The following is a 23,631-nucleotide window of genomic DNA, read 5'->3' as shown; positions in this document are numbered from 1 at the left end:
CCATGGATATTAAGGAAATTCAAAGCTTGATCAAGTTTGTTGCAAAATCGGGCGCCAGTGAAGTAAAGCTGGAAATGGAGGATATTAAGATCACTATCCGAACAGGGACCCCCTACAGCACTCCTGAGACAACCATCGTACAACAGCTGCCAATGCCACAGGCACCTGTTGCAACCGCCCCTGCGCCGACCGCAGCGGAACCTGCTGCACCGGCTCCAACAGAACCAAAAAAGGCCGATGATGAATCAAAATATATAACCATCAAGTCTCCCATAATAGGAACTTTTTACAGAAAGCCTTCTCCCGATAAACCCTCTTTTGTTGAGGTGGGCAGCACCATTGGAAAAGGGGATGTGCTATGTGTTATCGAGGCCATGAAGCTTTTCAATGACATTGAGTCGGAAGTTTCCGGTAAAATTGTCAAGATCTTGGCAGAGGATTCTTCCCCGGTAGAGTTCGATCAGCCGTTGTTTTTGGTAGACCCATCATAAATATCACGGCCCATGTTCCAGAGCCACCACGGTTGGCGGTAAATGGAATATGGGGTTTGAAAATCAAAAGGTGTTATGTTTAAAAAAATATTGATTGCCAACAGAGGCGAAATAGCCCTAAGGATTATACGCACCTGTAAGGAAATGGGGATTAAAACGGTAGCGGTCTATTCCAAGGCCGACGAGGAAAGTCTCCATGTCCGATTTGCAGATGAAGCCGTATGTATTGGACCTGCGCCCAGCAGCGAATCCTATCTAAAGATACCAAACATCATCGCTGCGGCCGAAATCACAAATGCCGATGCAATTCATCCTGGGTATGGGTTTCTTTCCGAAAATGCCAAGTTCTCAAAGATCTGTGCAGAGCACAAGATTAAATTCATAGGTGCTTCCGAAGAGCAGATCGAAAAAATGGGAGACAAGGCCACTGCAAAGGAAACCATGAAAAAAGCAGGTGTTCCCACCGTTCCCGGTTCCGACGGGCTGCTAAAGGATGTGGCCCATGCCAAGAAGGAGGCCAAAAAGATGGGCTATCCCGTGATGATCAAGGCCACCGCGGGAGGTGGTGGAAAAGGTATGCGTGCCATTTGGTCCGAGGATGAAATAGAAAAGAATTTTGAAAGTGCCGTAAAGGAAGCCACTGCTGCATTTGGCAATGGAGGTATGTACATGGAGAAATTGATTGAGGAACCCCGCCATATCGAGATTCAAGTGGTGGGGGACCAATATGGGAAAGCCTGTCACCTATCTGAGCGGGATTGTTCCGTGCAACGGAGGCACCAAAAATTGACCGAAGAGACCCCATCGCCCTTTATGACCGATTCCCTTCGGGAAGCCATGGGTAAAGCAGCGGTCAAGGCAGCGGAATTCATCAAGTATGAAGGAGCCGGGACTGTGGAGTTTTTGGTCGATAAACACCGCAATTTCTATTTCATGGAAATGAACACCCGTATTCAGGTGGAACACCCCATTACCGAACAGGTAGTGGATTACGATTTGATTCGGGAACAAATCTTGGTTGCAGGTGGGGTGCCTATTTCAGGGAAGAACTATTATCCAAAACTGCATTCCATCGAGTGCAGGATAAATGCGGAAGACCCTTACAACGATTTTAGACCTTCTCCAGGTAAGATAACGACCCTGCATACCCCTGGGGGACACGGCGTGCGCCTTGATACCCACGTGTACAGCGGATATATGATTCCGCCCAACTACGATTCCATGATCGCAAAGCTGATAACAACCGCTCAGACCAGGGAGGAGGCCATCAATAAGATGCGAAGGGCCTTGGATGAATTTGTTATTGAAGGAATCAAGACCACCATCCCGTTCCACAGACAACTTATGGACCATCCAGATTATTTGGCAGGAAACTACACCACCAAGTTCATGGAAGGGTTTAAAATGGACCCAAAATATCAATACTAAAAAAAGCCCTGAGATATCGGGGCTTTTGTTTTATGCAGTTAAGCTATTGGGAATATAAAACATGGTTTGCCAATGTCGATTTTACCATCGTTGGAAGCGGCATTGTCGGTCTTACCTGTGCCCTTCAATTAAAGAAAAAGCACCCTGAAAGTAAGGTACTGGTTTTGGAGCGGGGCAGCCTGCCCCAGGGAGCAAGCACCAAAAATGCAGGCTTTGCCTGTTTCGGAAGTATATCGGAACTATTGTCCGATTTAAAAACACATACTGAAGATGAAGTGGTGGACTTGGTCCGCAGACGATGGGAGGGCATTCTAGCCTTACGGAAATTGTTGGGCGATAAGGAGATTGGTTTTGAACAGCTCGGGGGACATGAACTCTTTTTGGAAGGGCATTCAGAATTGTACCAATCCTGTTTGTATGGCATGGAGGGCATGAACCGGATGCTCGGACCAATTTTTGGCAAGGGGCCATTCATTTTGAACAACAACAGGTTCCAGTTTGGCAAGATTCAAGGCAAGTATATCACACATCAGCTTGAAGGGCAATTGGATACAGGTAAGATGATGCAAGCCTTGTTACAAACGTGCTTGCTCAATGGCATACCCGTTTTGAACGGTATCGAGGTGGAATCGGTCCGGGATTTCGGTAAAGGGGCGGTTATAATTACCAAAGACTTTGAATTTGATACAGGGAATGTATTTGTGGCCACCAACGGATTTGCATCAAAACTCCTTAAAACCGAAACTGTCCGGCCCGCAAGGGCACAGGTTTTGATCACAAAACCCATCAAGGATTTAAGCATAAAAGGAACCTTTCATTTTGATGAAGGCTATTACTACTTCAGAAACATAGATAATCGCATACTGTTCGGCGGTGGCCGTAACTTGGATTTAAAGGGAGAGGAAACCTCAGATTTTGGACAGACTCCGCTTATTCAGCAAAGACTTGAAGAATTGCTCAAGGATGTAATCTTGCCAAACCAAAAGGTAGAAATTGACCAACGATGGAGCGGAATCATGGGTATTGGCAAACAAAAAGTGCCGATTGTAAAACAAGTTTCTGAGAGGGTTTTCTGCGGTGTTCGATTGGGGGGCATGGGAGTGGCCCTGGGCAGTTTGGTGGGCAAGGAACTGGCTGATTTGGCATGAACAAGGAAAGGTTGTTGCAACATTGTCGGTCCCAGCTCGAAAATCGAGAACAGCGAATCTTAAAACAAATGGCTGGTCTGCGCGAATCCTTGGATTCGGAGACCAAAAGCAGTGCTGGGGACAAGCACGAGACCGGCAGGGCGATGGTGCAGTTGGAACAGGAAAAACTTTCCCAGCAATTATCGGACATTGAAAAATCACGAAGCGTACTCCGGCGAATCGGCATTGGTTCAAACACCACTAAAGTCAGTTTGGGAAGTTTGGTAAAAACCAGCCTAGCCGATTACTTTATAGCTATTTCCTCGGAGGTTTTTATTGATAATGGGAACCACGTGTACTGCATTTCGGCAGGTTCACCGATGGCAAGGTTGCTTATTGGGAAGGAAATGGGAGAGGAATTTGCATTCAATGGGAAGAAATATACGATTTTGGATACCATGTGATGGTCATTCCAAAGGAGGTCGTTTTCGCCCCACTTTTTTCCAAGCCTTTATTTTTTTTGTTTTCAATCGCTTTTCGATGGCCGATTTGGAAGGTCTTGTGCGCTTTCGCTTTTTCGGAACCTCCAGGGACTTCTTTAACATCTCAAAAAAACGACTTGTCACAAGCCCCTTGTTTTTATGTTGACTTCTGGATTCATCACACTGCAGCTTCAGCACCCCATCCTGGGTCAATCTGGACTCAAGTTTTAAAAGCACGCGCTCCCTTTCTTGGTCCGAAAGCCCCTCGGAATTTACAACGTCAAAGGTAAGCTCCACTTTTGAAGAGACCTTGTTGACATGTTGACCGCCTGCACCACCACTTCGAATGGCCTTAAAAGACAGTTCCTTAATTATTTGGTTTCTTTCCAATATGAAGACGCCGATTGATGGTCTCCAAAGATACATTAAGAAAAATCGTGTCGCCCACTTTCAGTTCATTTGGCGTATTGAAGTAAAGTGATGTTTTCTCATCCGCAACACCTTCATTCAAAAAATGGTTTCCCTTGAAGTAGGACCTGACCACTAGCACCTTTACTCCAGATGTGTCCGAAGCCTTGAACTCATGCGTATACACCAATACGGATCTGTCAATGGCAGCGTAGGATTTAAGCAGGCTGATTGGTACTTCGTTTACCTCGCCGAACAAAGAAGCGGTATAATAATCGGGAGGATTGGAGTAGAGGTCCCTGGTTTGCCCTTGGGCAACGACCAGGCCATTTTTTAGGATAAGCGTTCTGTCGGCAAACGGGAGCACATCGTTGGGATCATGGCTAGCCATGATGATGGCAATCCCTTTTTCCTTCAAATATTGGAATAGGTTTCGCCTCAAGGAATTTCTTTTAAAGTTGTCAATGTGTCCAAAAGGCTCATCCAACAAAAGCACTTCCGGCTCTTGGGCCAGGACCCTTGCTAGGGCCACCCGCTGTTGTTGACCGCCACTTAATTTTTTAACCTTTACCCGTGCATATTTTTCCATTTCAATAAGTTCCAAAAGGGTAGCCACCCGCTGTGGATGGGCATCCTGCTCAAATACGGAAAGATGTTGGGCAATGTTCTCCTCTACGGTGGTATGGGGCATCAGGTCAAAATCCTGGGAAAGATATTTCATGTAGGATTCGCCGGGAACCAAGTTGAAGTTGGGACCCAATACTTCTTGATTTCCCCAAAATATGGCACCTTTTTCAACATGTAAAAGACCGTAAATGATTTTCAACAAAGTGCTTTTTCCAGAACCGCTTTCACCCATTATGGCCAAATGCTGCCCTTTGGGCACTTCAAAGGAAATGTCCTTCAAAACGGTCTGGCCCTCATAACCAAAAGAGTCCACATGAACTTTTAACATGGTGATGCTATCAGAGAGAACATAAATGAATCAAATACATGGTCAGTCCTTGAATTCCTTTAAAACTGCCTGGTTTGGAAGCTTATCAAAACCCATGTTGTACAGAGTGAACCCAAAAATATCGGCATATTGCTCTATTGTTTTGCTCACTGGGGTGCCCGCACCATGCCCAGCTTTGGTTTCAATCCGGATTAGGGTCGGATTTGCCCCGGCCTGCTTTTCCTGAAGCACTGCCGCAAACTTGAAACTGTGTGCCGGAACCACCCGGTCATCATGGTCGCCCGTGGTGACCAAAGTTGCCGGATAGGCAACGCCTTCCTTTACATTGTGCACGGGGGAATATCCTTTAAGGTAATTGAACATCTCTTCACTTTCTTCCGAGGTTCCATAGTCATAGTCCCACCCGGCACCTGCCGTGAAGGTATGGTAGCGCAACATGTCCAACACGCCCACTGCGGGAAGCGCCACCTGCATCAGATCAGGTCTTTGGGTCATGGTGGCCCCCACCAAAAGCCCTCCGTTGGATCCCCCACGAATGGCCAAGTATTCCTTGGACGTATATTTGTTCTCGATCAAGTATTCCGCAGCGGCAATAAAATCGTCGAAAACGTTCTGTTTTTGAAGTTTGGTTCCGGCAAGGTGCCATTTTTTACCATATTCCCCACCCCCACGAAGGTTGGGCACCGCATAAACACCGCCCTGTTCCATCCAAACCGCGTTCACTATGCTGAAAGAGGGGGTTAGGCTAATGTTGAATCCGCCGTACCCGTAAAGTATGGTGGGGTTTTTTCCGTTAAGTTCCAAGCCTTTTTTATGGGTGATGATCATGGGCACTTTTGTCCCATCCTTAGAGGTATAAAACACCTGAGTGGACTCATAATCATCAGGATCAAAGTCGATTTCGGGCTTCCAATATTGTTCATATTCGCCCGTCTCCACATTAAATTTATAGGATGAACCTGGGGTATTATAGTTGGTAAAGGAAAAATAGAACTCTTTTTCTTCTTTTTTGCCACCAAAGCCGTTGGCACTACCCACACCGGGCAGTTCAACCTCCCGGAGCAACTTGCCCTGATAATCGTATTGAAACACTTTGGAGATGGCATCGACCATATACTCGGCAAAGAAATACCCACCACCAGCGCCAGCGGTCAGCACGTTTTCGGTTTCGGGGATTATGTCGCTCCAATGTTCTGGGATAGGATTGGATGCATCGACCGTTACTATCTTTTTATTGGGCGCATTTAAGTTGGTAACCAAAAATAATTGTGGCCCATCGTTATCAATATAGTAAGTGTCGGAAGATGTATCATCCAAAATAGTGATCAATTGGGCATCGGGAACCGATAGGTCCTTCATAAACAATTTGTTTCCAGAAGTAGATACAGCGGCCTGGATAAACAAGTAACGTTCATCTTCGGATACCGAGCCCCAGACATAACGATGTTTCTCGCTAGGGATTCCACCAAAAATCAATTCATCTTCCGACTGGGGAGTTCCTAATTTATGATAATACAGCTTGTGTTGGTCTGTTTTGGCAGAAAGTTCGCTGCCGTCGGGTTTGTCATAACTAGAGTAGAAGAAACCATCGTTCCCTTTCCAGGCAATTCCACTGAACTTGATGTCGACCAAGGTGTCCTCCACGACCTCAATGGTTTCTGTATTGATGACAATGCCCTTGCGCCAGTCGCTACCTCCTTCGGAGATAAGATAGGCCGCCTTGGAACCATCCTTGGTAAAACTCAGGCCCATAAGTGAGGTTGTACCATCTTCGGAAAAGGTGTTGGGGTCAAGAAACACTTCCTCTTCTCCCCCTTCTTTTTTGCGATAAACCACATATTGGTCTTGGAGTCCGTTGTTTTTATAGAAATAGGTGTAATCCCCTTCTTTGAACGGGGAGCCCAATTTTTCATAGTTCCAAAGCTTTTCCAATCGGTTTTTTAGGTCTTGGCGAAAAGGAATCTTTTCCAAATACCCAAAGGTGGTCATATTTTGCTGCTTTACCCAAGCTTCGGTTGCTTCACTCCGGTCATCTTCCAGCCAACGGTAGGGGTCCTTTACTTCGGTTCCGAAATAGGTGTCCACCGTGTCAACTTTTTCAGTTGGGGGATAGTTCACGATAATAGGCTCTCTTTGTGTAGCCGTTTCACAGGCCACGAGTAAAAAAACTGTGACAATAAAATATGGTTTTTGCATGTTTTCGGATTGATTCCGATAAAAATACCACAAAAACCACCAATCCTGATGCCGCTGAAATGTCTTTAACTTATTTTATGAAATTGCGCCCGTGGTTGGAGAGACCAAGTTGTGCTCCACTAAGTATTCCGCAATTTGAACGGCGTTGGTAGCTGCGCCTTTGCGAAGGTTGTCCGACACAATCCACATGTTGAGGCTATTTCGCTGGGTCTCATCCCTGCGGATACGGCCCACGAACACCTCGTCCCTTCCATTGGCATAGATGGGCATTGGGTAGGTGTTGGTGTCCGGATTGTCCTGTACCACTACGCCCGGGGTTTCATTCAATAACTTTCGGATTTCTGACAGCTCAAAATCCTGGTGAAATTCCACATTCACGGATTCTGAATGCCCTCCGGCGGTGGGAATCCGAACAGCCGTTGCAGTTACGGAAAAAGTACGGTCGTCCAATATTTTTTGCGGCTCACGGGCCAGTTTCATTTCTTCTTTGGTGTAGCCGTTTTCCAGAAACACGTCACAATGGGGCAATGCATTTCGGTTGATGGGATAGGGGTAGGCCATCTCCCCCTTGATGCCCGCTGCTTCATTTTCCATTTGTTGGACAGCCTTTACCCCGGTTCCGGATACGGATTGATAGGTAGAGACCACCACACGTTTCATTCTATATTTTTTGTGCAAGGGATTCAGGGCCATGACCAATTGAATGGTGGAACAATTGGGATTGGCTATAATCTTGTCTTCCGGGGCAAGGACATGGGCATTGATTTCGGGGACAACCAATTTTTTGGTCGGGTCCATGCGCCATGCGGAAGAATTGTCGATGACCGTGGTGCCAACTTCGGCAAATCGTGGAGCCCATTCCAAGGAAGTATCCCCTCCCGCCGAGAAAATGGCAATATCAGGTCGGGAGGCAACGGCATCTTCAAGACCGACGATGGTATATTCCTTGTCCTGATAAACCAACTTTTTGCCAACTGAACGTTCGGAGGCCACCAATATCAACTCCGATATTGGGAAATCGCGCTCCGCCAAAACCGCCAACATAACTTCGCCTACCATGCCGGTGGCACCTACAACTGCTACTTTCATCTTTTTAATTCTTGGGGCAAAGGTAAATCAGACTATCATTTATACAAGACCAAATATGGTTTGTAATCATTATTTAACAAAATGTTATAAATAAAACAACCGCCAACGTGTTGCGAAGCACGCTGACGGTTTTGGGTTACTGTGGTGTAGCGGTTTCCCAAATCAATGGGAAATCAAATCTTATTTCTTCAGTGCATCCCGAATCTCTGCAAGCAATTCTTCTGCGGTAGGTCCGGCAGGAGCAGCTGGTTCTTCAGGCTTTTTCATCTTGTTGACAGCTTTTACAACGACAAACATGACAAAGGCCACAATCAAGAAGTCGATTACGTTGGTAAGGAACTCACCGTACATAACGGCTATTTCTCCCACCTTTTCTCCGGCATCATTCACGGTTCCCTCGCTGATTACATATTTTAAATCGTTGAAATCGGCATTGAACAAAAGGCCGATCAATGGGGAAACTATTCCCCCGGTGAAAGAGGACACCACTTTGTTGAAGGCGGCACCCATAACGAAACCTACGGCGATGTCCACCAGGTTTCCTTTCATCGCAAAGTCTTTAAACTCTTTTAAAAATCCCATGTTATAGTTAAGGTATTGGTTAATAGAAAAACAAAATAATCAAAAAAAATATAGCTTGCGCAAAAAACAGACAAAATCACGCTCCGATCACTACACGCTTCACACGTTGTGAGATGGCCGTGAGCAGTTCATAAGAGATGGTATTTGCGCCCGACGCAAATGCCTCTGCTGATTTTTTTGGACCGAAGACGAGTGCCTCATCACCCTCTTTGCAATCAATACCGTCCACATCCACCATAATCATGTCCATGCATACGTTGCCAATAATGGGGGCCTTTTTTCCATTGATCATTATATATCCCTTTCCGTTGCCATACTGCCTGCCAATACCATCGGCATGTCCCAGCGGAAGCGTAGCCGTAGTTTTTGGCACATCCGATTTAAAGGCTCGATTGTATCCCACCGTTTCATCTGGTTTGATTTTATGAATTTGTGAAATAATGGTTTTTAGGGTGGCGATCGGCTTTAATTTGGCATCCGCTTCCGCATCATTTCCATATCCGTACAGCCCGATGCCGCTTCGCACCATTTCAAATTGGGCTTGCGGGTAGTTCAAAATACCGGAAGTGTTTAGGATATGTCGCAAAGGGCTATAACCAAGTTTTTCAATTAGGAGGGATGAAATATTTTCGAAAGTGGCGATTTGGTTTTTGCTGAATTCTTGTTCATTCAGGTCTTCTGAAGCCGCCAAATGGGAAAAAATGGATTTGATCTTGATTTCATTGTGTTGCCACAATTGTTTCAAAATGAATTCAACGTCTTCCTCCCTGAACCCAAGCCGGTTGAGCCCTGTGTTGAACTTGATGTGCACGGGATAGGCATGTTGCTTCTTTTCCTGGGCTGTTTTTAAAAATTGACCAAATACATTGGTGGAGTACAGGCTGGGTTCCAGACAGCGCTCAATGATGCAGTCCAAATGGGCAGGTTGCGGATGCAATACCAATATGGGTCTTTCAATGCCCGAATCGCGCAGCAAAACACCTTCTTTGGCATAGGCCACGGCAAAATAGTCGACTCCTAAGTTTTCTAATTTTTTGGCGACCGCGACCATATCACTGCCATAGGCAAAGGCCTTGACCACGGCTAGGAACTTGGTTTCTGGCAAGGTCTTGGATTTCAGGTAGGCATAGTTATGCGCCAGGGCGTTTAGGTCAATTTCCAGGGTGGTCTCACCAATTCTATTCATTGGCCATTTTCTTTTTTACCTGTATTTCTTCTGCCTCCACATCCAATTGATTAATTCTTTCCTTGAGCATCGCCTTGTAAAAAGCCGCCCTGCTGAGCGGTTCATATTCCTCGGTCTCTCCCAGGAGCACCAGCTTGTTGTCCTTGGACTTTCGAAAACTGTAGTTGGCCAAATTTCCAGTTCGGGTGCAAACCGCATGCACTTTGGTCACATATTCCGCTGTTGCCATGAGTGCGGGCATGGGCCCAAAGGGATTGCCCTTGAAATCCATGTCCAGCCCGGCCACCACTACCCGTACCCCTTTATTGGCCAGGTCATTGCAAACCGTTACGATCTCATCGTCAAAAAATTGGGCTTCGTCAATTCCCACTACGTCACAGTCATCCGCCAACAATCTAATATTGGCCGCGGCCGGCACGGGTGTGGAACGAATTTCATTGGCATCGTGCGAAACCACCATTTCTTCGTTATAACGAGTGTCCACAATGGGTTTAAAAATCTCCACTTTTTGCTTGGCGAATTGTGCCCGTTTCAACCTGCGGATAAGTTCCTCCGTCTTTCCAGAAAACATGGAACCGCAGATGACCTCTATCCATCCGAACTGTTCTTTGGGGTTGACCGTGTTCTCAAGAAACATATTGCAATTGTTACAGAAATTTGGCGGTTTTTGTCCTGGTTCTGGCAAAGCACAAAGCTACTAAAAAAAACCGCCTAGCTTTTGTATCAAAATTTAACCTTTTGTTCGTATGGCTAACCACAAAATGGTTATATTTTTATGGTAAAGAAGTATAGCGATGATCAGGAAGTTAAGGGAAGAGTTGATTAAACTGTCAACCGAGATAATAACGACGAGGGAAGATAGGGACCTAACACAACTGTATGACCAGGCCAAGGAGATTTACGAAAAGTTGGCGGTACTCAAGTTCATAGATGAAAAGCTGAGCGATGTTGAGGTGGATGTATCCAAAAATGTGATAGCCAGTAGATTTGAAAAAATGGCCCATGCGGTGCTCAGTGGCAATATGGCCGTTCCAGAAAACAATCCCCATGAAGAGGACATCATAACCCCGGGAATGGACACCATAAAGGATATGGTATCGGAAATGCCCACTGAAAAAGCCCTGGAACATATTTTCACGGAGTTTGTTGCCAAACCCGATTACATGAAAAATGACAGGGACAATCTTGGCCCTACCGACAGTACCGGAAAATTGAAATCCATAAATGACAGCTTTGCAAACGAATTACAGATAGGATTGAACGATAAATTGGCCTTTGTGAAACATTTGTTCAACCAGAACATGGAGGACTACGATCGTGTACTATCCCAACTGAACACCATAGACACGGAAGAACGCTCCATTGCCTTTATCAAGAACATGGTAAAGCCCGAATACAATAATTGGGAAGGTAAGGAAGAGTACGAGACGCGTTTATTGGCTCTGGTATCCCGCAGGTTTGCCTAGATTTTTCCAAGTTTCTTTAGGATGTAAGGTGTAACTTTGGCCCATGGGAAAGCTTTTTTTGGTGCCAACACCAATCGGAAATCTTAACGACATGACCCTAAGGGCCATTAAAGTCCTCGGCGAAGTTGACTTGATCTTGGCGGAGGATACCCGCACCAGTGGCAAACTTCTCAAACATTTTGATATAGGCACTCCCCTGCAGAGCCATCACATGCACAACGAGCACAGGCAATTGGATGGCTTGATTCAAAAATTAAAGGGTGATTTTCAGATGGCACTAATATCCGATGCAGGTACTCCAGCTATTTCGGACCCAGGTTTTTTGCTTACCAGAGCTTGTGTGGAACACGATATTGATGTGGAGTGCCTTCCAGGCGCTACTGCATTTGTGCCAGCATTGGTGAACAGTGGCCTGCCCAACGACCGTTTTGTTTTTGAGGGATTTTTGCCATTGAAGAAAGGTCGACAAACCCGATTGCAGGAGCTATCAGGGGAAACCCGTACCATGATTTTCTACGAATCGCCTCACAAATTGATCAAAACCCTGACCCAGTTTGTGGAGTATTTTGGAGAGGATAGACCCATTTCCATTTCCAGGGAACTCACCAAACTCTATGAAGAGACCCTTCGGGGAACTTCGGCCCAGCTGCTGGAACACTTTTCTCAGAATCCGCCCAAAGGCGAGTTTGTCCTTGTTGTGGGTGGGAAAAAATAAAAACTATCTTTAGCATCAAATTTTGAAACAATGAAAACCTGGGTGCTTCCATGTTTCTTTTTTGTTGTTTCCATGGGGGTTTGTGCCCAAACCACCCCCATTCCGGTTTTGGATACGCTTGTATTGTCCATTTTTGAGACGGGAAAAACCCACAAGGTTTGGCTGAAGTTGGGAGAGGACAATTTCAACGAACCCATTCAGGTTCCTGTTTTGATTGCCAAGGGCACTGAAAAAGGACAGGTACTTGGACTCACGGCCGCAATCCATGGCAATGAGCTAAACGGCATTGCGATTATCCATAAGGTGTTTTCCAGGATTGATGCTTCAAAAATGAAAGGAACGATCATTGCGATTCCTGGATTGAATCCCTTGGCCATCGGAAGGCAACAACGTGAATTTGTAGACCAGCAGGATCTAAACCGACTATTTCCTGGAAAGGAAAAGGGCAATCGTTCCCAACAGATGGCTTTTCAAATCGGAAAAAAAATTATCCCGCTCTTTAATTACCATATTGACCTGCATACGGCGAGCTTTGGCCGTGTGAACAGCCTTTACGGTCGGGGCAACATGGATGATGATACCTTGGCCACCATGCTTCGAATACTGCAACCGGACATCATCGTATCCAATAAGGGGGAGGCAAGTTTTGGCGAAGCCACGGGGCTGACGATGCGCGCTTTTGCCATCCAGAACGGGGTAAAAAGCATTACCATGGAGTATGGCAACCCCCAGGTTTTCCAAAAGGAATTTATAGAGCGTGGTGTCAATGGGATTCAGAATCTTTTGATTTGGCTCAAGTTTATTGATGGAAAGGTCGAAATTCCCCCCACAAGGAATGTATGCAAAAAATCGTATTGGGTATACACAGACCGAGGGGGTTATTTGGACGTTTTGCCGGAATTGAACCAGCAAATTGGAAAGGACGAACCAATAGCGGTCCTCTTTGATTCTTTTGGAGCCATAATCAAAACATACTATGCTCCAGAGGATGGTGTCGTAATTGGAAAGAGTACAAACCCAGTAAGCATCTCGGGCGGAAGAATCCTGCACCTCGGAATTTTAGAGAAACCATGAGTTGGCTTCCATGGGGCATCACTGTCATAACCGTTGCGGCAATCTATCTTTTGGACCGCCTGGAAAACAAGTTGATCAAAACCATTTTTGAATGGATTCCTTCCATTCTCTTGTGCTACATAATCCCATCCATTTTGTCACATGTGCTTGATCTGGATTTTTCTCAGGCATCCATACATGATGTCAGCAAGGACTTCTTCATCCCGCTTACCATTGTTGCTGTCATGGCAAGTCTTTCCTTGGCGCAATTGAAGGCCATTGGCTATAGGCCTATTTTGCTTTTCCTGGCGGGGTCATTGTTCATAGCACTTTTTCCTGCGGCCTTCATCACCTTCTTCAGTGAAACCGAGTTGGTGGAAACAACCCTTTACACCAATGGGTTCTGGAAAGGGATACCCCCCATCGTGGGAAGCTGGATTGGAGGCAGTACAAGTCAATTGGTGCTCAAGGAATTGGTGGAATGTCCAGAGGGCATTTTTCTTTCCATATTGGTGATGGACAATATTTTGGTGAACGTATGGACCATTCTCATGTTCCAGACCATTAAGAGGAGCGACTCTCTGAATTCGGCTCTGGGTATAACAGATCGTCTACTCCCGGAAACCATCCGAGAGGCACAACATGAACCCATGCCGAAGTGGTTTACCCTTTTGATGCTCTTAGCCTTTGTGCTTGCAACGCATCTGTTGTTCGAAACTTTCGTTGCCAAAGTGGTCGTGCTTTCCCTGCTAGGATTAGTTGTGGGAAATTTTTTGCCACGATGGAACTTCCGTTTTTCCCTTAAAATGGGAGGCATTCTGATCCTCGTGGTCATGGCAATTTTGGGATTAAAGCTTCGTTTTGACCTGTTTGGTTTTGACCCGTCCTTTTTCGGGTTCCTAGTTATTTGGCTGCTAGGACACTTCCTGTTCATGGTGTTTGCTGCAAAACTGATGAATGTGAACATGGCCTGGGTTCCCATTGCAAGCATGGCCAACGTGGGAGGCATAGCAACAGCACCGGCCGTTACGGCTGCCTATAGAAAAAACTGGATGCCCCATGCCATAATACTTGCTATTTTGAGTATGGCAACAGGAACTTTTTGGGGTATGATCACAATCCACCTTATACGTTAATTTCTGGGGATAAATTTTCTTTGGCAAATAAGTCAGAAAAACAACCAATTTCCGACAATTCATAAAAGTTGATGAACCATGTTCCGGAAATTCAATCCAGAAATCAACAAAGTCCATTTTATAACCAAACACACGCTGTTCCATATAATCTCTGGACGCGGATCTATCCAAGTCGATTTTAAGAACTACACGGATTGGATGGATAAGATCATTTTTTTGGAAAAGGGCCAGTATATCAAGTTTCTCTCCAACGATTTTGAGGTGGGAACCCTGGAATTTCCAAATAGTGAGGTTTTTGAGGATAAGGATGTGCGGGTATTGTTCAAACATCTGATCTCTTTGGGGCATATCGATTTTAGAGCATGTTCGGACTGCCAAAAGTTTCTTGCCAAAACGATTTTTGAAGAAAACAGCAAAGCAATCATAAATGCATCCTTAAAACAGTGGTTCTCGCTAAATCCATTCAATTCCAGCAGGGATGAATATGAGGCCATTTTCGATATCAAGGAAATCATTGACAGGGAGTACCCAAACCATTTGACCAACCAAGATTTTACCATATTGTTCCATGAAACAGGAAATCGTGCGCAATCCCTGTTCAAGAACAAGGTTGGTGTAACTGTAAAAGCCATGTTGGGCGAAAAAAGATTGGTCGAGAGCAAGAAGGAGGTGGTATTTACCCATAAGAGCATACAAGAGGTGTCCCATGAAATGGGCTTTAAGGACCCAGCGTATTTCAATAGGGTTTTCAAAAACAGCACGGGGTACAGTCCCACCCAGTTTCGGGAAAATTTTGATTTTGAAAGGAAAGACACATTCGTGGAGGACATTGTGAACCTCGTTCAAAAATATCATCAACAAGAAAGATCATTGGCTTTTTACGCCGATAAAATGCACCTGTCCGTGAAAGCACTTGCCAAAAAGACCAAGGAACGTATGAACGAGTCCCTCGGAAGACTCATTCGCAATGAGGTGCTCAAGACCTCAAAACAACTTTTGGAAAAAGACATCCCAATAAAGGACGTCGCGATTCATTTGGGATTTGAGGAGCCCAATCATTTTTCTACGTTCTTCAAACATCAGACCGGGGTAAACCCAACCGAATTCAAAATGGAAAAAGTACAAGAAAACGCGCTTTTTTTGTAGCGACCAGCTTTTAAAGTAGCAGGAAATTTGCCGTGTAATTACAAGTAAAACTATTGTTTAATCAGTAAAAGCATAGCAAATGGATATTAGAACCCAAGCTACAGAAATGGACAGCATGGTTGCACAAGGTGCAATTGTTGATGCTGTTGAGAAGTACTTTGCCCAAAACGCAAATACTTCGGACTACAACAACGTGACCACCGCAGGCAAAGCGCAGATGGTGGAAAAAATGAAGGGCTTTTTGGATGCCATAGCCAAGGTAAACGGCATTGAACTGCACAGGACCTTGGTGGATGGCAATGTCTCCGCTTCAGAATTCACCTTTGACTTTTTGATGAAGGATGACAGCAAGGTCTACTGGCATGAGGTCATCAGGAGAATCTGGAATGACCAGGGCCAAGTGATACACGAGGAATACTTTAACGCCTAAACCGCTCCAATGAAACTTAGGTTTATTACACCAACACTTCATGGCGTGGCCGATTATTCAGCGGGACTGGGCCTTGTGGTCGCCCCCTTTTTACTTAATTTGGGAGAATCCTCGGCAATGGCCATCTGGTTTTCCTTTTTCACCGGATTGGCGGTTTTTGGAGCCAGCTTATTGACCGACTATAAGCTAAGTCTTCTGAAAATAATTCCTTTTCAAGGGCACTTGGCCATAGACCTGGCGGTTGCAGTAACCTTTATGATTGTTCCTTTTGTTTTTGGCTTCACAGGTATTGATGCCGTCTACTATTGGTTCAACGCGACTGTCGTTTTTCTGGTGGTCTCACTCAGCGCAAGCAAATAATTCGAAACAATTTAAAACACAAATAATGAATACTTTAAAGAACATATCACTATTTATTTTTGCAGTAATCACTGCAAGTACAGCCTTTTCCCAAGACAATAAGGCAAACAACATCGATAATAGCAATATTGCCCTCCAAGGCTACAGTCCGGTATCCTATCTTGATCTGGGCATTGCACAGAAAGGTGTCAAAGAATTCAAATCTGAACATGACAAGGTGGTTTACTACTTCACCAATGCAGAGCAGAAAGCAAAGTTTGACAAAAATCCGGGCAGGTATTTGCCAGAATATGGAGGCTACTGCGCATTTGGTGTCTATGCTGGAGCAAAGTTTAGGCCAGACCCCAACAAGTTCATTGTAAAAGATGGAAAATACTTTTTGTACCTCTACAACCTGGAGCTCGATGCCCAACAGCTATGGTTGGCGGAGAACAATCATAATGGACTTGTGAAGAAAGCCAACTCCAACTGGGAAAAGTTGAAGAAGACCCACAACTAAATTTCGATTTTTTCTGATTGATTGTGTGATGAAAATACCCTAATGGTGATCCGTTAGGGTATTTCTTGTTATTTTTCAAATAATGATACGGGATGAAGGAACTACTTTCACAGATTAGAAATTGCACTGTTTGTTCGCACCATTTACCACTGGGCCCAAGGCCGATAGTGGCCGCGAACCCAAGCGCCAAGATTTTGATCATAGGCCATGCTCCGGGTACCAAAGTACATGGAACGGGCATACCTTGGGACGACCCAAGCGGAAAACAACTTCGCAGTTGGATGGGCGTGTCGAACGAGACGTTCTACGACGAAACCAGGATTGCCCAGATGCCCATGGGATTCTGTTACCCAGGAAAGGGAAAGTCTGGTGACCTGCCACCAAGGCCCGAATGTGCTCCCAAATGGCACCAATCGCTTTTGAATCTCATGCCAAAGACTGGATTGATCATTTTAATTGGACAACATTCACAACTGTATTATCTAAAAGAGCAGCGGAATAGGAATTTGACGGAGACGGTTAAAAACTATAGGGACTATCTTCCCAAATATTTCGTTTTGCCACACCCGTCACCCAGAAACCGATTTTGGCTGAGCAAGAACCCTTGGTTTGAAAGCGAAGTGTTACCAGAATTGAAAACTGAGATCTCCAAATATCTAGGATCCTAATACATTACGGAACTCCTTAACCTACTGAAGGTCTCAGGCTTCATATTCAGATATGAGGCCAAGTATTTTTGCGGAATCACCTTGAGCTCATCTGGGCAACGCTGCATAAAAGCCTTGTAGCGCTGTTCTGCGGAGAGTGTCAGCAGCTCTACCTCACGACTTAGACGGCCGAACAGAATAGTTTGAAAAAAGTTGTTCCCCCAGATATAAAAATCAGGATATTTCTGAAAAAGCGACAAATAATCCTGAAGGTTGATGGCCAGCATTTCTGATGGTTTCAGAGCTTCTAAAAAGGTATCCGAAGGTTTTTGTAGCATAAAGGAATCAAAAGCACCCGAAGGACTACCGGAATAGGAAAAACCAAGCACCACTTTTTCTCCCTTTTCATTCAAGACATAAATGGCCTGAACACCCGTGAGCACAACATAAAAATAGCGTTCCGTACTGCCCGCCTCGGTAATCAGATCATATTGATTGTATTTTTTGATTGACCAAAGGGACCTAAAATGTTCTTCTTCCTTTTGGGAAAGGGAAACATCAGAAAACAACACTTTTAGCTTTTGGTAGGCCTCTTCGTCCATTTGATCTAAGGAATCAATGAGGCCTAAAAATACAGAATAAAGGGAGTTGGTAAAAATCGACAGACCCCTTTATGCGCTTACCTCCTTCTTTTGCAAGATTTCGTCGATTTGGGCCATATGCCGTTCCAAATGACTTAACAAAAACTCAAAAGCCTCCGGCGGATAAAACTTTACCAGGGGGCCTATGGCCGAGGTAACCTGTTGTTGGGACACATCTTTCCCCCTGCTTTGCAAAATACAGTCCTTCAAATGCAAATGGGCATCAAAAAAACTGATAAAGATTCCTGCAACTGTTTTTTCATCCAAACCTTGTCTGTTCAAAAGGGGCTCAAAACGTTTCAAGGTCTTCATTTTCCATTTTCGCACACCGCCTTTTGGACGCTGTATGTTGATGATCATTTTCTGCCAAGTTCTTACTTTGAATGTATTGGAATCCTTTTGGATCTCGGGAGCATCTTTAAGAAGCTGATCTAGTTTTTGTCGATATAATCCATAAGCAACATTCAAGTGTTCAAGTACTTCAACGATGCTCCATGATTTTGGCCCTGGCGGAGTGGACAAAGTTTGCAGATCAAGTTTTTGAAGTTGCTCCACTTCGGCAAGAACCGCATTTAGCCTTTGAATTTGATTTTCGGGAGAAACAATTAAGCTTGCCATGACCGTTCGTTTTTTGATTACAGCAAAGTTCTGGTATTGATCACGGATAAAGATTGATTCAGATCAATAAATGCTGCTTGTAATAAGCTTTTTTCGCTTATTTAGTATTAAACAGCCGCTATTATTGAAGCGATTTGACTAGAAAAGAAAGCAATCAAAAAAAATACTGCTAATGTTAGAAATACAAGAAAGAAAACAATTACTAAAGTAATGTTGAAAGAATACTTTCCTTTAAACTTTGGGGGGTTTTTGAAATGAAATAACATCTCCATAGTTTTTATCTATGCAAATATAATAAATAATATTTATTATCTATTATTAAAGAATGCACAGCGACTATGATAGTTACAATATGATGGAGTGATGCCAAAAAAATTAATCTAAAAACGCAGCGGTCTATCTTCTAGAATCTAATACCTAGACCCATCGTGTTTCCCTTTTTCCCATCCCGTTTTGGCCAAATATTGCTCGGCACTTTCCACAGCGCCATCCTCAATGGAAGTGCCCATGGAGTCGTTCCAACGATTTAAATACCCAAACAATGAGATTACCCCCAACATTTCCACAATCTCCCCTTCGTTCCAATATTGGTAAAGCCGTTCCTTTATTTCGGCGTTCACGGCATTTGGCACTTGTGAGGCCGCCAGTGAAAAATCCAGAGCGGCCCGTTCCGCTTCGGAAAAAGCCGGATGTGTCGTGTACTCCCAAATATGGTCCAGTTGCTCTTGTTCCGCACCGTAGCGTTCCGCAGCCCGGATGGCGTGTGCCTGGCAATACCTGCACCCTGTGGCATTGCTGCTAACCCAGGCAATCATTCTTTTTAATGCAGAAGTAACACGGCCTTCATTGGCCATCACTGCTTTGTTCAGGTTAATGAAAGCTTTGGAAATCGCAGGACGATGCTGCATGGTCAATACCGAATTTGGACAAAAACCCAGGGTTTCATTAAAGAATTCTGCCAGTTTTTTGGTCTCTACATCATGATTCGGGTCAAGGGGTTTCACTAATGCCATTGTGGGTCTATTTTATTGTATTTTTAGCTTTCACAAGAAACAAAAATTATGGCAAATACAAATCATGTGACCACCAAGTGGTTGGGAGAGATGGCTTTTGAGAGCACCAATCCATCAAACCATACTTTGCGAATCGATGCAGCGCCCGAGGATGGAGGAGAAGGCTCTGGTTTGCGGCCTAAGGCATTGATGCTATCGGCATTGGCAGGCTGTTCGGGACTCGACGTGGCATCGTTGATAAAGAAGATGAAACTGGAAGTGGATGACTTTAGCATAGAAACTGTGGCCAATTTAACCGATGAGCACCCCAAGTATTATGATAGGGTTACCATTGAATACCATTTTCATGGGTCCAATTTAAAAGAGGACAAGTTGCAACGGGCAGTGGATTTGTCGGTGGAAAAATATTGTGGTGTCATGGAGATGTTTCGGAGATTTGCCGAACTAGAGATTCAGACATTTTTTCATCATAGATGACACGTAAGTCCAATCACAAGATTTAAGTTCAAGTATAAGATAGGAACAAAACATTTTGGTCAACCTCAAATCAAAAACATGCAATAACATGATACAGAGAAAATTTGATTTGGAGGACAGATTCGTTGAACTAGCTGCTAACATCGCCATCTTTTGTAAAGATCTTCCAAGGGATTTTACAGGGCAATATTATGGTAACCAGTTGCTTCGTTCTGGGGGAAGCGCAGCTTTAAATTTTGGAGAGGCCCAAGGCGCCCTTACCAGCAAAGATTATCGCCATAAAGCTTCCACAACCCTAAAAGAGCTGAAGGAGTCCAGGGTAAATCTTAGAATTATGGGCAAGATAGATTATGGCGGTGAGCAAACAAGAGATTTTCTTTTGGATGAAATAGAACAATTGATTAAAATCATTTCCGCAATAATTCGAAAAAAGCAGTCCTGAACCTGAACTTGAACTTTGAATTGAACTTAACCCTTGAACATTATAAAAATGCGTTGGACCATTAAACCCAAGCCAGACCCAAATGAAATAAAAAAGCTATCAGGGGAATTGAAAGTTGAACCCATAATAGCCCATCTTTTACTTCAGCGGGGCATAACCAATTACAGTGAGGCCAAGCGGTTTTTTAGGCCACAGCTTACTGAATTGCACGACCCCTTTTTGATGAAGGATATGCAAAAGGCCGTCACTCGGATTGAATTGGCCATGGCGAATGGCGAAAACATTTTGGTGTATGGGGACTACGATGTGGACGGCACCACAGCAGTGGCCCTGATGTCCTCATTTTTGAGGGAAAGATATCCCAATGTGGCCACCTACATTCCAGACCGTTATGCTGAAGGGTACGGAATTTCCATTAATGGAATCGATTTTGCATCGGATAACGACTTCTCCCTAATCATTGCTTTGGATTGCGGCATCAAAGCTGTGCAGCAGATAAAATATGCAAAGGATAAAGGGATTGATTTTATAATTTGCGACCATCACCGTCCAGGAAATATTCTACCCGACGCTGTGGCGGTTTTGGATCCCAAACAAGATGATTGCCCCTATCCTTACAAAGAACTCTGTGGTTGTGGGGTCGGTTTCAAACTTATCCAGGCCCTGAGCACAACGTGGGGCGGCACATTGGAGTCCGTGGTTCCCTATCTTGACCTCGTGGCAACGGCGATAGCCGCGGATATTGTCCCAATAACCGGGGAAAACAGAATCTTGACACATTATGGCCTTAAGGTTATCAACACAGACCCACGCCCAGGTATCAAGGCAATATTGGGACAGATTAAAAAGAAGGCAATAACTGTCTCCGACGTGGTTTTTATCCTGGCACCCAGAATTAACGCCGCCGGTCGAATGAAGCATGCGGAACACGCTGTCAATCTCTTAACGGAGGTTGATGATTCCACAGCCCAACAGTTTGCCCTGGAGATAGAAGCCTTCAATGCGGAACGGAGAAATTTGGACCAAGAGATTACCGAGGAAGCTTTGAAGCAAATTAAGGATAACCAAGAAGAGGAACGCTATACCTCAGTGGTCTACAATGAAAACTGGCACAAAGGCGTCATTGGCATTGTGGCATCCAGGTTGACAGAGACGCATTATCGCCCCACATTGGTCTTTACCAAAAGCGGGGACAGACTCGCGGCTTCAGCACGATCTGTAAAAGGATTTGATATTTATAATGCGTTGGAAGAATGCGCGGATTGTTTGGAGCAATTTGGAGGGCATAAGTACGCCGCCGGGCTTACCATGCTGGAAGAGCAGTACCTAACATTCAAACAACAGTTTGAAAAAGTGGTTTCCAGCAGCATAGATCCTAATTTGTTAAAACCAGACATGAGCATTGACGCAAAAATGGATTTGAATGAAATAACCCCGAAATTGATGCGCATATTGAACCAGTTTGCTCCGTTTGGCCCCGGGAACATGACCCCGGTCTTCATGGCCGAAGGCGTTCAGGATACGGGCTATGCACGAGGTGTTGGGGAAGACGAAAAGCACCTGAAGCTTTCGGTTTACCAAAAAGGGTCCCCTGTTTTCGGAGGCATCGGTTTCAATTTGGGCCATAAACTAAACCTGGTAAAGAACAAAAGCAAGTTCGATGTCGTATTTTCACTGGATGAAAATGAATGGAACGGCACCGTGAGCCTTCAACTAAAACTGAAAGACCTTCGCTAAACTTTATGGATCCCTACGCCGCTCTTCGCTTTAAAGAATTCAACATTTTTTTAGCGGTCCGTTTTGCCATGGTCTTTGCATGGTCCATGCAGTTCATCGTAATTGAATGGCAGGTGTATTCCCTTACCAAAGATCCCTTGTCCTTGGGCATTATCGGATTGATGGAAGTGATTCCCGCTGTGGGCATGGCGCTTTTTGCCGGCCATGTTGTAGATCAAAAGGAAAAAAGGAACCTTTTGATCAAATGCATTCTTGGCTTTTCCGTGATCAGTCTTGGATTGTTTTTGGTAAGCCATCCCAAGCTGGAGGCAGCGTTGGAACAAGACAAAATTCTTTATACAATCTATTTTTTGGTTTTTTTGGGCGGTTTGGTCCGTGCCTTTATTGGGCCCACAATCTTTTCATTGATTGCGTTGATAGTCCCCAAAAAAATCTATCCCAACGCGGCCACTTGGAGTAGTTCCACTTGGCAGCTCGCTTCCGTTTTGGGCCCTGCGGTGGCTGGTTTTTCCATTAGTTGGATTGGTATCCATTGGTCCATGTGCGTCATTTTTGCCTTTTCAGTACTTGCGCTTCTGTTTTTGCTGAAGATTCCGCCCAAACCTATTTTAAACCCTAAGATAGGTGAGCCTGTATTCCAAAGTTTAAGGGATGGCCTCCGGTTTGTGTTTGGCAACAAGGCCATTTTGGGCGCATTGACGCTGGATATGATTGCCGTCCTTTTTGGCGGAGCCGTGGCTCTCCTGCCAATTTATGCACAGGATATTCTTCATGTAGGCTCCGAAGGGTTTGGCATATTACGGGCTGCGCCAGCAGTGGGGGCATCCATCACCATGTTGGGCTCTACCAGGTTTCCCCTGCACAAAAATGCAGGCAAAAAATTACTCTGGGCGGTATTTGGCTTTGGAGTGTGCATTATCGTTTTCGGGATTTCCGAACTGTTTTGGCTTTCAGTGTTGGCCCTGTTCCTTAGTGGTGCCGTTGACGGTGTTTCCATGATCATTCGCCAAACCATATTGCAATTGAAGACCCCTGACAATATGCGTGGCAGGGTAGCCTCGGTAAATTCCATTTTTGTGGGATCATCCAATGAACTTGGCGCATTTGAGAGTGGATTGGCCGCCAAGCTTTTGGGCACGGTCCAAGCTGTGGTCTTCGGCGGCATCATGACCTTATTGACCGTTGGCACAACGGCCTTGGCATCTCCTGCATTTAGACGGTTGGATTTGTCAAAAGATGTGGACGATCAGGATTAAGCCCGAATTTCAGCAAGAATTTTAACACTGTTTTCCTCTTTCATGACTTTG

Annotated in this window: 27 protein-coding genes; 17 read left to right on the top strand and 10 right to left on the bottom strand. The window is 44.8% G+C overall.

What is annotated here, in order from left to right; genetic code table 11:
- Positions 1 to 2 precede the first annotated feature (2 nt).
- The 4 genes from accB to K7G75_RS02380 all read left to right on the top strand — a co-directional run bounded on the left by accB (position 3) and on the right by K7G75_RS02380 (position 3,510).
- Positions 3 to 491 carry an acetyl-CoA carboxylase biotin carboxyl carrier protein gene (accB, locus tag K7G75_RS02395; RefSeq protein ID WP_222982390.1) on the top strand — a complete coding sequence of 163 codons (489 nt, stop codon included), beginning with the start codon at positions 3 to 5 and terminating at the stop codon, positions 489 to 491.
- Between the two features lie 75 nt (positions 492 to 566).
- Positions 567 to 1,919, top strand: a complete 1,353-nt coding sequence (gene accC, locus K7G75_RS02390; protein WP_222982388.1) for an acetyl-CoA carboxylase biotin carboxylase subunit — start codon at positions 567 to 569, stop codon at positions 1,917 to 1,919.
- Between the two features lie 32 nt (positions 1,920 to 1,951).
- The gene (locus tag K7G75_RS02385; RefSeq protein WP_222982385.1) at positions 1,952 to 3,067 is read left to right on the top strand and encodes an NAD(P)/FAD-dependent oxidoreductase; all 1,116 of its coding nucleotides are present in this window, start codon (positions 1,952 to 1,954) and stop codon (positions 3,065 to 3,067) included.
- A gap of 68 nt (positions 3,068 to 3,135) precedes the next feature.
- Positions 3,136 to 3,510, top strand: a complete 375-nt coding sequence (locus K7G75_RS02380; protein ID WP_262420224.1) for a GreA/GreB family elongation factor — start codon at positions 3,136 to 3,138, stop codon at positions 3,508 to 3,510.
- 3 nt (positions 3,511 to 3,513) lie between these two features.
- On the opposite strand, the gene arfB is transcribed toward K7G75_RS02380, so the two are convergent.
- From arfB to K7G75_RS02345, 7 genes are all read right to left on the bottom strand, one after another.
- Entirely contained in the window at positions 3,514 to 3,918 is a 405-nt protein-coding gene (gene arfB, locus K7G75_RS02375) for an alternative ribosome rescue aminoacyl-tRNA hydrolase ArfB (protein ID WP_222982375.1), read from the bottom strand.
- Positions 3,896 to 4,891, bottom strand: a complete 996-nt coding sequence (locus tag K7G75_RS02370) for an ABC transporter ATP-binding protein (RefSeq protein ID WP_222982373.1) — start codon at positions 4,889 to 4,891, stop codon at positions 3,896 to 3,898. Before K7G75_RS02370 ends, arfB begins: the two co-directional genes overlap by 23 nt.
- Positions 4,892 to 4,933: 42 nt before the next feature.
- The gene (locus tag K7G75_RS02365; RefSeq protein ID WP_222982371.1) at positions 4,934 to 7,087 is read right to left on the bottom strand and encodes a prolyl oligopeptidase family serine peptidase; all 2,154 of its coding nucleotides are present in this window, start codon (positions 7,085 to 7,087) and stop codon (positions 4,934 to 4,936) included.
- Positions 7,088 to 7,162: 75 nt separating this feature from the next.
- Positions 7,163 to 8,176 (bottom strand): aspartate-semialdehyde dehydrogenase, encoded by a 1,014-nt coding sequence (locus tag K7G75_RS02360; protein WP_222982368.1) that lies wholly within the window; start codon positions 8,174 to 8,176, stop codon positions 7,163 to 7,165.
- Positions 8,177 to 8,356: 180 nt separating this feature from the next.
- Positions 8,357 to 8,758, bottom strand: coding sequence for a large-conductance mechanosensitive channel protein MscL (gene mscL, locus K7G75_RS02355; protein WP_222982366.1), 402 nt, complete (start codon positions 8,756 to 8,758; stop codon positions 8,357 to 8,359).
- 76 nt (positions 8,759 to 8,834) lie between these two features.
- A complete protein-coding gene (gene alr / locus K7G75_RS02350; protein WP_222982364.1) occupies positions 8,835 to 9,944 on the bottom strand; it encodes an alanine racemase in 1,110 nt (369 codons plus the stop codon).
- The gene (locus K7G75_RS02345; RefSeq protein ID WP_222982362.1) at positions 9,937 to 10,581 is read right to left on the bottom strand and encodes a thymidine kinase; all 645 of its coding nucleotides are present in this window, start codon (positions 10,579 to 10,581) and stop codon (positions 9,937 to 9,939) included. The genes alr and K7G75_RS02345 overlap by 8 nt, the downstream gene beginning before the upstream one ends.
- A gap of 157 nt (positions 10,582 to 10,738) precedes the next feature.
- Between K7G75_RS02345 and K7G75_RS02340 the strand changes: the two genes are divergently transcribed.
- The 9 genes from K7G75_RS02340 (at position 10,739) to K7G75_RS02300 (ending at position 17,417) form a co-directional block, all read left to right on the top strand.
- On the top strand, positions 10,739 to 11,410 hold the full coding sequence (locus K7G75_RS02340; RefSeq protein WP_222982360.1) for a hypothetical protein: 672 nt from the start codon (positions 10,739 to 10,741) through the stop codon (positions 11,408 to 11,410).
- Between the two features lie 43 nt (positions 11,411 to 11,453).
- Entirely contained in the window at positions 11,454 to 12,125 is a 672-nt protein-coding gene (gene rsmI, locus K7G75_RS02335) for a 16S rRNA (cytidine(1402)-2'-O)-methyltransferase (protein WP_222982358.1), read from the top strand.
- A 30-nt stretch (positions 12,126 to 12,155) separates the two neighbouring features.
- Positions 12,156 to 13,199, top strand: coding sequence for a succinylglutamate desuccinylase/aspartoacylase family protein (locus K7G75_RS02330; RefSeq protein ID WP_222982356.1), 1,044 nt, complete (start codon positions 12,156 to 12,158; stop codon positions 13,197 to 13,199).
- Complete coding sequence (locus K7G75_RS02325; protein ID WP_222982354.1) at positions 13,196 to 14,314, top strand: DUF819 family protein; 1,119 nt, start codon at positions 13,196 to 13,198, stop codon at positions 14,312 to 14,314. Before K7G75_RS02330 ends, K7G75_RS02325 begins: the two co-directional genes overlap by 4 nt.
- A gap of 78 nt (positions 14,315 to 14,392) precedes the next feature.
- On the top strand, positions 14,393 to 15,460 hold the full coding sequence (locus tag K7G75_RS02320; RefSeq protein WP_222982350.1) for a helix-turn-helix transcriptional regulator: 1,068 nt from the start codon (positions 14,393 to 14,395) through the stop codon (positions 15,458 to 15,460).
- A 79-nt stretch (positions 15,461 to 15,539) separates the two neighbouring features.
- Positions 15,540 to 15,890, top strand: a complete 351-nt coding sequence (locus K7G75_RS02315) for a hypothetical protein (protein ID WP_222982348.1) — start codon at positions 15,540 to 15,542, stop codon at positions 15,888 to 15,890.
- 9 nt (positions 15,891 to 15,899) lie between these two features.
- A complete protein-coding gene (locus tag K7G75_RS02310) occupies positions 15,900 to 16,250 on the top strand; it encodes an SPW repeat domain-containing protein (RefSeq protein ID WP_222982347.1) in 351 nt (116 codons plus the stop codon).
- Between the two features lie 25 nt (positions 16,251 to 16,275).
- Positions 16,276 to 16,749, top strand: coding sequence for a YHS domain-containing (seleno)protein (locus K7G75_RS02305; RefSeq protein WP_222982346.1), 474 nt, complete (start codon positions 16,276 to 16,278; stop codon positions 16,747 to 16,749).
- 92 nt (positions 16,750 to 16,841) lie between these two features.
- The gene (locus K7G75_RS02300) at positions 16,842 to 17,417 is read left to right on the top strand and encodes a uracil-DNA glycosylase family protein (protein WP_222982345.1); all 576 of its coding nucleotides are present in this window, start codon (positions 16,842 to 16,844) and stop codon (positions 17,415 to 17,417) included.
- Here the strand turns inward: K7G75_RS02300 and K7G75_RS02295 are convergent.
- The 3 genes from K7G75_RS02295 to K7G75_RS02285 form a co-directional block, all read right to left on the bottom strand.
- Positions 17,414 to 17,998, bottom strand: coding sequence for a Crp/Fnr family transcriptional regulator (locus K7G75_RS02295; protein WP_222982344.1), 585 nt, complete (start codon positions 17,996 to 17,998; stop codon positions 17,414 to 17,416). The genes K7G75_RS02300 and K7G75_RS02295 overlap by 4 nt on opposite strands.
- Before the next feature lie 69 nt (positions 17,999 to 18,067).
- Positions 18,068 to 18,655 (bottom strand): DinB family protein, encoded by a 588-nt coding sequence (locus K7G75_RS02290; protein WP_222982343.1) that lies wholly within the window; start codon positions 18,653 to 18,655, stop codon positions 18,068 to 18,070.
- 410 nt (positions 18,656 to 19,065) lie between these two features.
- The gene (locus K7G75_RS02285) at positions 19,066 to 19,668 is read right to left on the bottom strand and encodes a carboxymuconolactone decarboxylase family protein (protein WP_222982342.1); all 603 of its coding nucleotides are present in this window, start codon (positions 19,666 to 19,668) and stop codon (positions 19,066 to 19,068) included.
- Between the two features lie 48 nt (positions 19,669 to 19,716).
- Between K7G75_RS02285 and K7G75_RS02280 the strand changes: the two genes are divergently transcribed.
- The 4 genes from K7G75_RS02280 (at position 19,717) to K7G75_RS02265 (ending at position 23,580) form a co-directional block, all read left to right on the top strand.
- Positions 19,717 to 20,145, top strand: coding sequence for an OsmC family protein (locus K7G75_RS02280; protein WP_222982339.1), 429 nt, complete (start codon positions 19,717 to 19,719; stop codon positions 20,143 to 20,145).
- Between the two features lie 88 nt (positions 20,146 to 20,233).
- Positions 20,234 to 20,587, top strand: a complete 354-nt coding sequence (locus tag K7G75_RS02275) for a four helix bundle protein (RefSeq protein WP_222982337.1) — start codon at positions 20,234 to 20,236, stop codon at positions 20,585 to 20,587.
- A gap of 48 nt (positions 20,588 to 20,635) precedes the next feature.
- On the top strand, positions 20,636 to 22,324 hold the full coding sequence (recJ, locus tag K7G75_RS02270) for a single-stranded-DNA-specific exonuclease RecJ (protein WP_222983438.1): 1,689 nt from the start codon (positions 20,636 to 20,638) through the stop codon (positions 22,322 to 22,324).
- A 5-nt stretch (positions 22,325 to 22,329) separates the two neighbouring features.
- Positions 22,330 to 23,580: an MFS transporter gene (locus tag K7G75_RS02265; RefSeq protein ID WP_222982334.1), complete on the top strand. Its 1,251-nt coding sequence runs from the start codon at positions 22,330 to 22,332 to the stop codon at positions 23,578 to 23,580.
- The last annotated feature ends 51 nt before the right edge of the window (positions 23,581 to 23,631 follow it).

Source organism: Flagellimonas meishanensis (genome assembly GCF_019880545.1).
Lineage (GTDB): Bacteria > Bacteroidota > Bacteroidia > Flavobacteriales > Flavobacteriaceae > Flagellimonas > Flagellimonas meishanensis.
The sequence above is the reverse complement of the archived record's forward strand: the minus strand, read 5'-3'. Positions and strand labels throughout refer to the sequence as shown.

Bases quoted from the DNA above. Each gene is read 5' to 3' on its own strand.
- K7G75_RS02305 (WP_222982346.1), top strand. From the start codon at position 16,276: ATGAATACTTTAAAGAACATATCACTATTTATTTTTGCAGTAATCACT.
- recJ (WP_222983438.1), top strand. From the start codon at position 20,636: ATGCGTTGGACCATTAAACCCAAGCCAGACCCAAATGAAATAAAAAAG.
- K7G75_RS02275 (WP_222982337.1), top strand. From the start codon at position 20,234: ATGATACAGAGAAAATTTGATTTGGAGGACAGATTCGTTGAACTAGCT.
- K7G75_RS02325 (WP_222982354.1), top strand. From the start codon at position 13,196: ATGAGTTGGCTTCCATGGGGCATCACTGTCATAACCGTTGCGGCAATC.
- K7G75_RS02300 (WP_222982345.1), top strand. From the start codon at position 16,842: ATGAAGGAACTACTTTCACAGATTAGAAATTGCACTGTTTGTTCGCAC.
- mscL (WP_222982366.1), bottom strand. From the start codon at position 8,758: ATGGGATTTTTAAAAGAGTTTAAAGACTTTGCGATGAAAGGAAACCTG.
- accB (WP_222982390.1), top strand. From the start codon at position 3: ATGGATATTAAGGAAATTCAAAGCTTGATCAAGTTTGTTGCAAAATCG.
- accC (WP_222982388.1), top strand. From the start codon at position 567: ATGTTTAAAAAAATATTGATTGCCAACAGAGGCGAAATAGCCCTAAGG.
- K7G75_RS02320 (WP_222982350.1), top strand. From the start codon at position 14,393: ATGTTCCGGAAATTCAATCCAGAAATCAACAAAGTCCATTTTATAACC.
- K7G75_RS02295 (WP_222982344.1), bottom strand. From the start codon at position 17,998: ATGGACGAAGAGGCCTACCAAAAGCTAAAAGTGTTGTTTTCTGATGTT.
- K7G75_RS02280 (WP_222982339.1), top strand. From the start codon at position 19,717: ATGGCAAATACAAATCATGTGACCACCAAGTGGTTGGGAGAGATGGCT.
- K7G75_RS02365 (WP_222982371.1), bottom strand. From the start codon at position 7,087: ATGCAAAAACCATATTTTATTGTCACAGTTTTTTTACTCGTGGCCTGT.
- K7G75_RS02265 (WP_222982334.1), top strand. From the start codon at position 22,330: ATGGATCCCTACGCCGCTCTTCGCTTTAAAGAATTCAACATTTTTTTA.
- K7G75_RS02370 (WP_222982373.1), bottom strand. From the start codon at position 4,891: ATGTTAAAAGTTCATGTGGACTCTTTTGGTTATGAGGGCCAGACCGTT.
- K7G75_RS02310 (WP_222982347.1), top strand. From the start codon at position 15,900: ATGAAACTTAGGTTTATTACACCAACACTTCATGGCGTGGCCGATTAT.
- K7G75_RS02380 (WP_262420224.1), top strand. From the start codon at position 3,136: ATGGCTGGTCTGCGCGAATCCTTGGATTCGGAGACCAAAAGCAGTGCT.
- K7G75_RS02315 (WP_222982348.1), top strand. From the start codon at position 15,540: ATGGATATTAGAACCCAAGCTACAGAAATGGACAGCATGGTTGCACAA.
- K7G75_RS02345 (WP_222982362.1), bottom strand. From the start codon at position 10,581: ATGTTTCTTGAGAACACGGTCAACCCCAAAGAACAGTTCGGATGGATA.
- alr (WP_222982364.1), bottom strand. From the start codon at position 9,944: ATGAATAGAATTGGTGAGACCACCCTGGAAATTGACCTAAACGCCCTG.
- K7G75_RS02290 (WP_222982343.1), bottom strand. From the start codon at position 18,655: ATGGCAAGCTTAATTGTTTCTCCCGAAAATCAAATTCAAAGGCTAAAT.
- K7G75_RS02340 (WP_222982360.1), top strand. From the start codon at position 10,739: ATGATCAGGAAGTTAAGGGAAGAGTTGATTAAACTGTCAACCGAGATA.
- rsmI (WP_222982358.1), top strand. From the start codon at position 11,454: ATGGGAAAGCTTTTTTTGGTGCCAACACCAATCGGAAATCTTAACGAC.
- K7G75_RS02330 (WP_222982356.1), top strand. From the start codon at position 12,156: ATGAAAACCTGGGTGCTTCCATGTTTCTTTTTTGTTGTTTCCATGGGG.
- K7G75_RS02360 (WP_222982368.1), bottom strand. From the start codon at position 8,176: ATGAAAGTAGCAGTTGTAGGTGCCACCGGCATGGTAGGCGAAGTTATG.
- K7G75_RS02385 (WP_222982385.1), top strand. From the start codon at position 1,952: ATGCAGTTAAGCTATTGGGAATATAAAACATGGTTTGCCAATGTCGAT.
- K7G75_RS02285 (WP_222982342.1), bottom strand. From the start codon at position 19,668: ATGGCATTAGTGAAACCCCTTGACCCGAATCATGATGTAGAGACCAAA.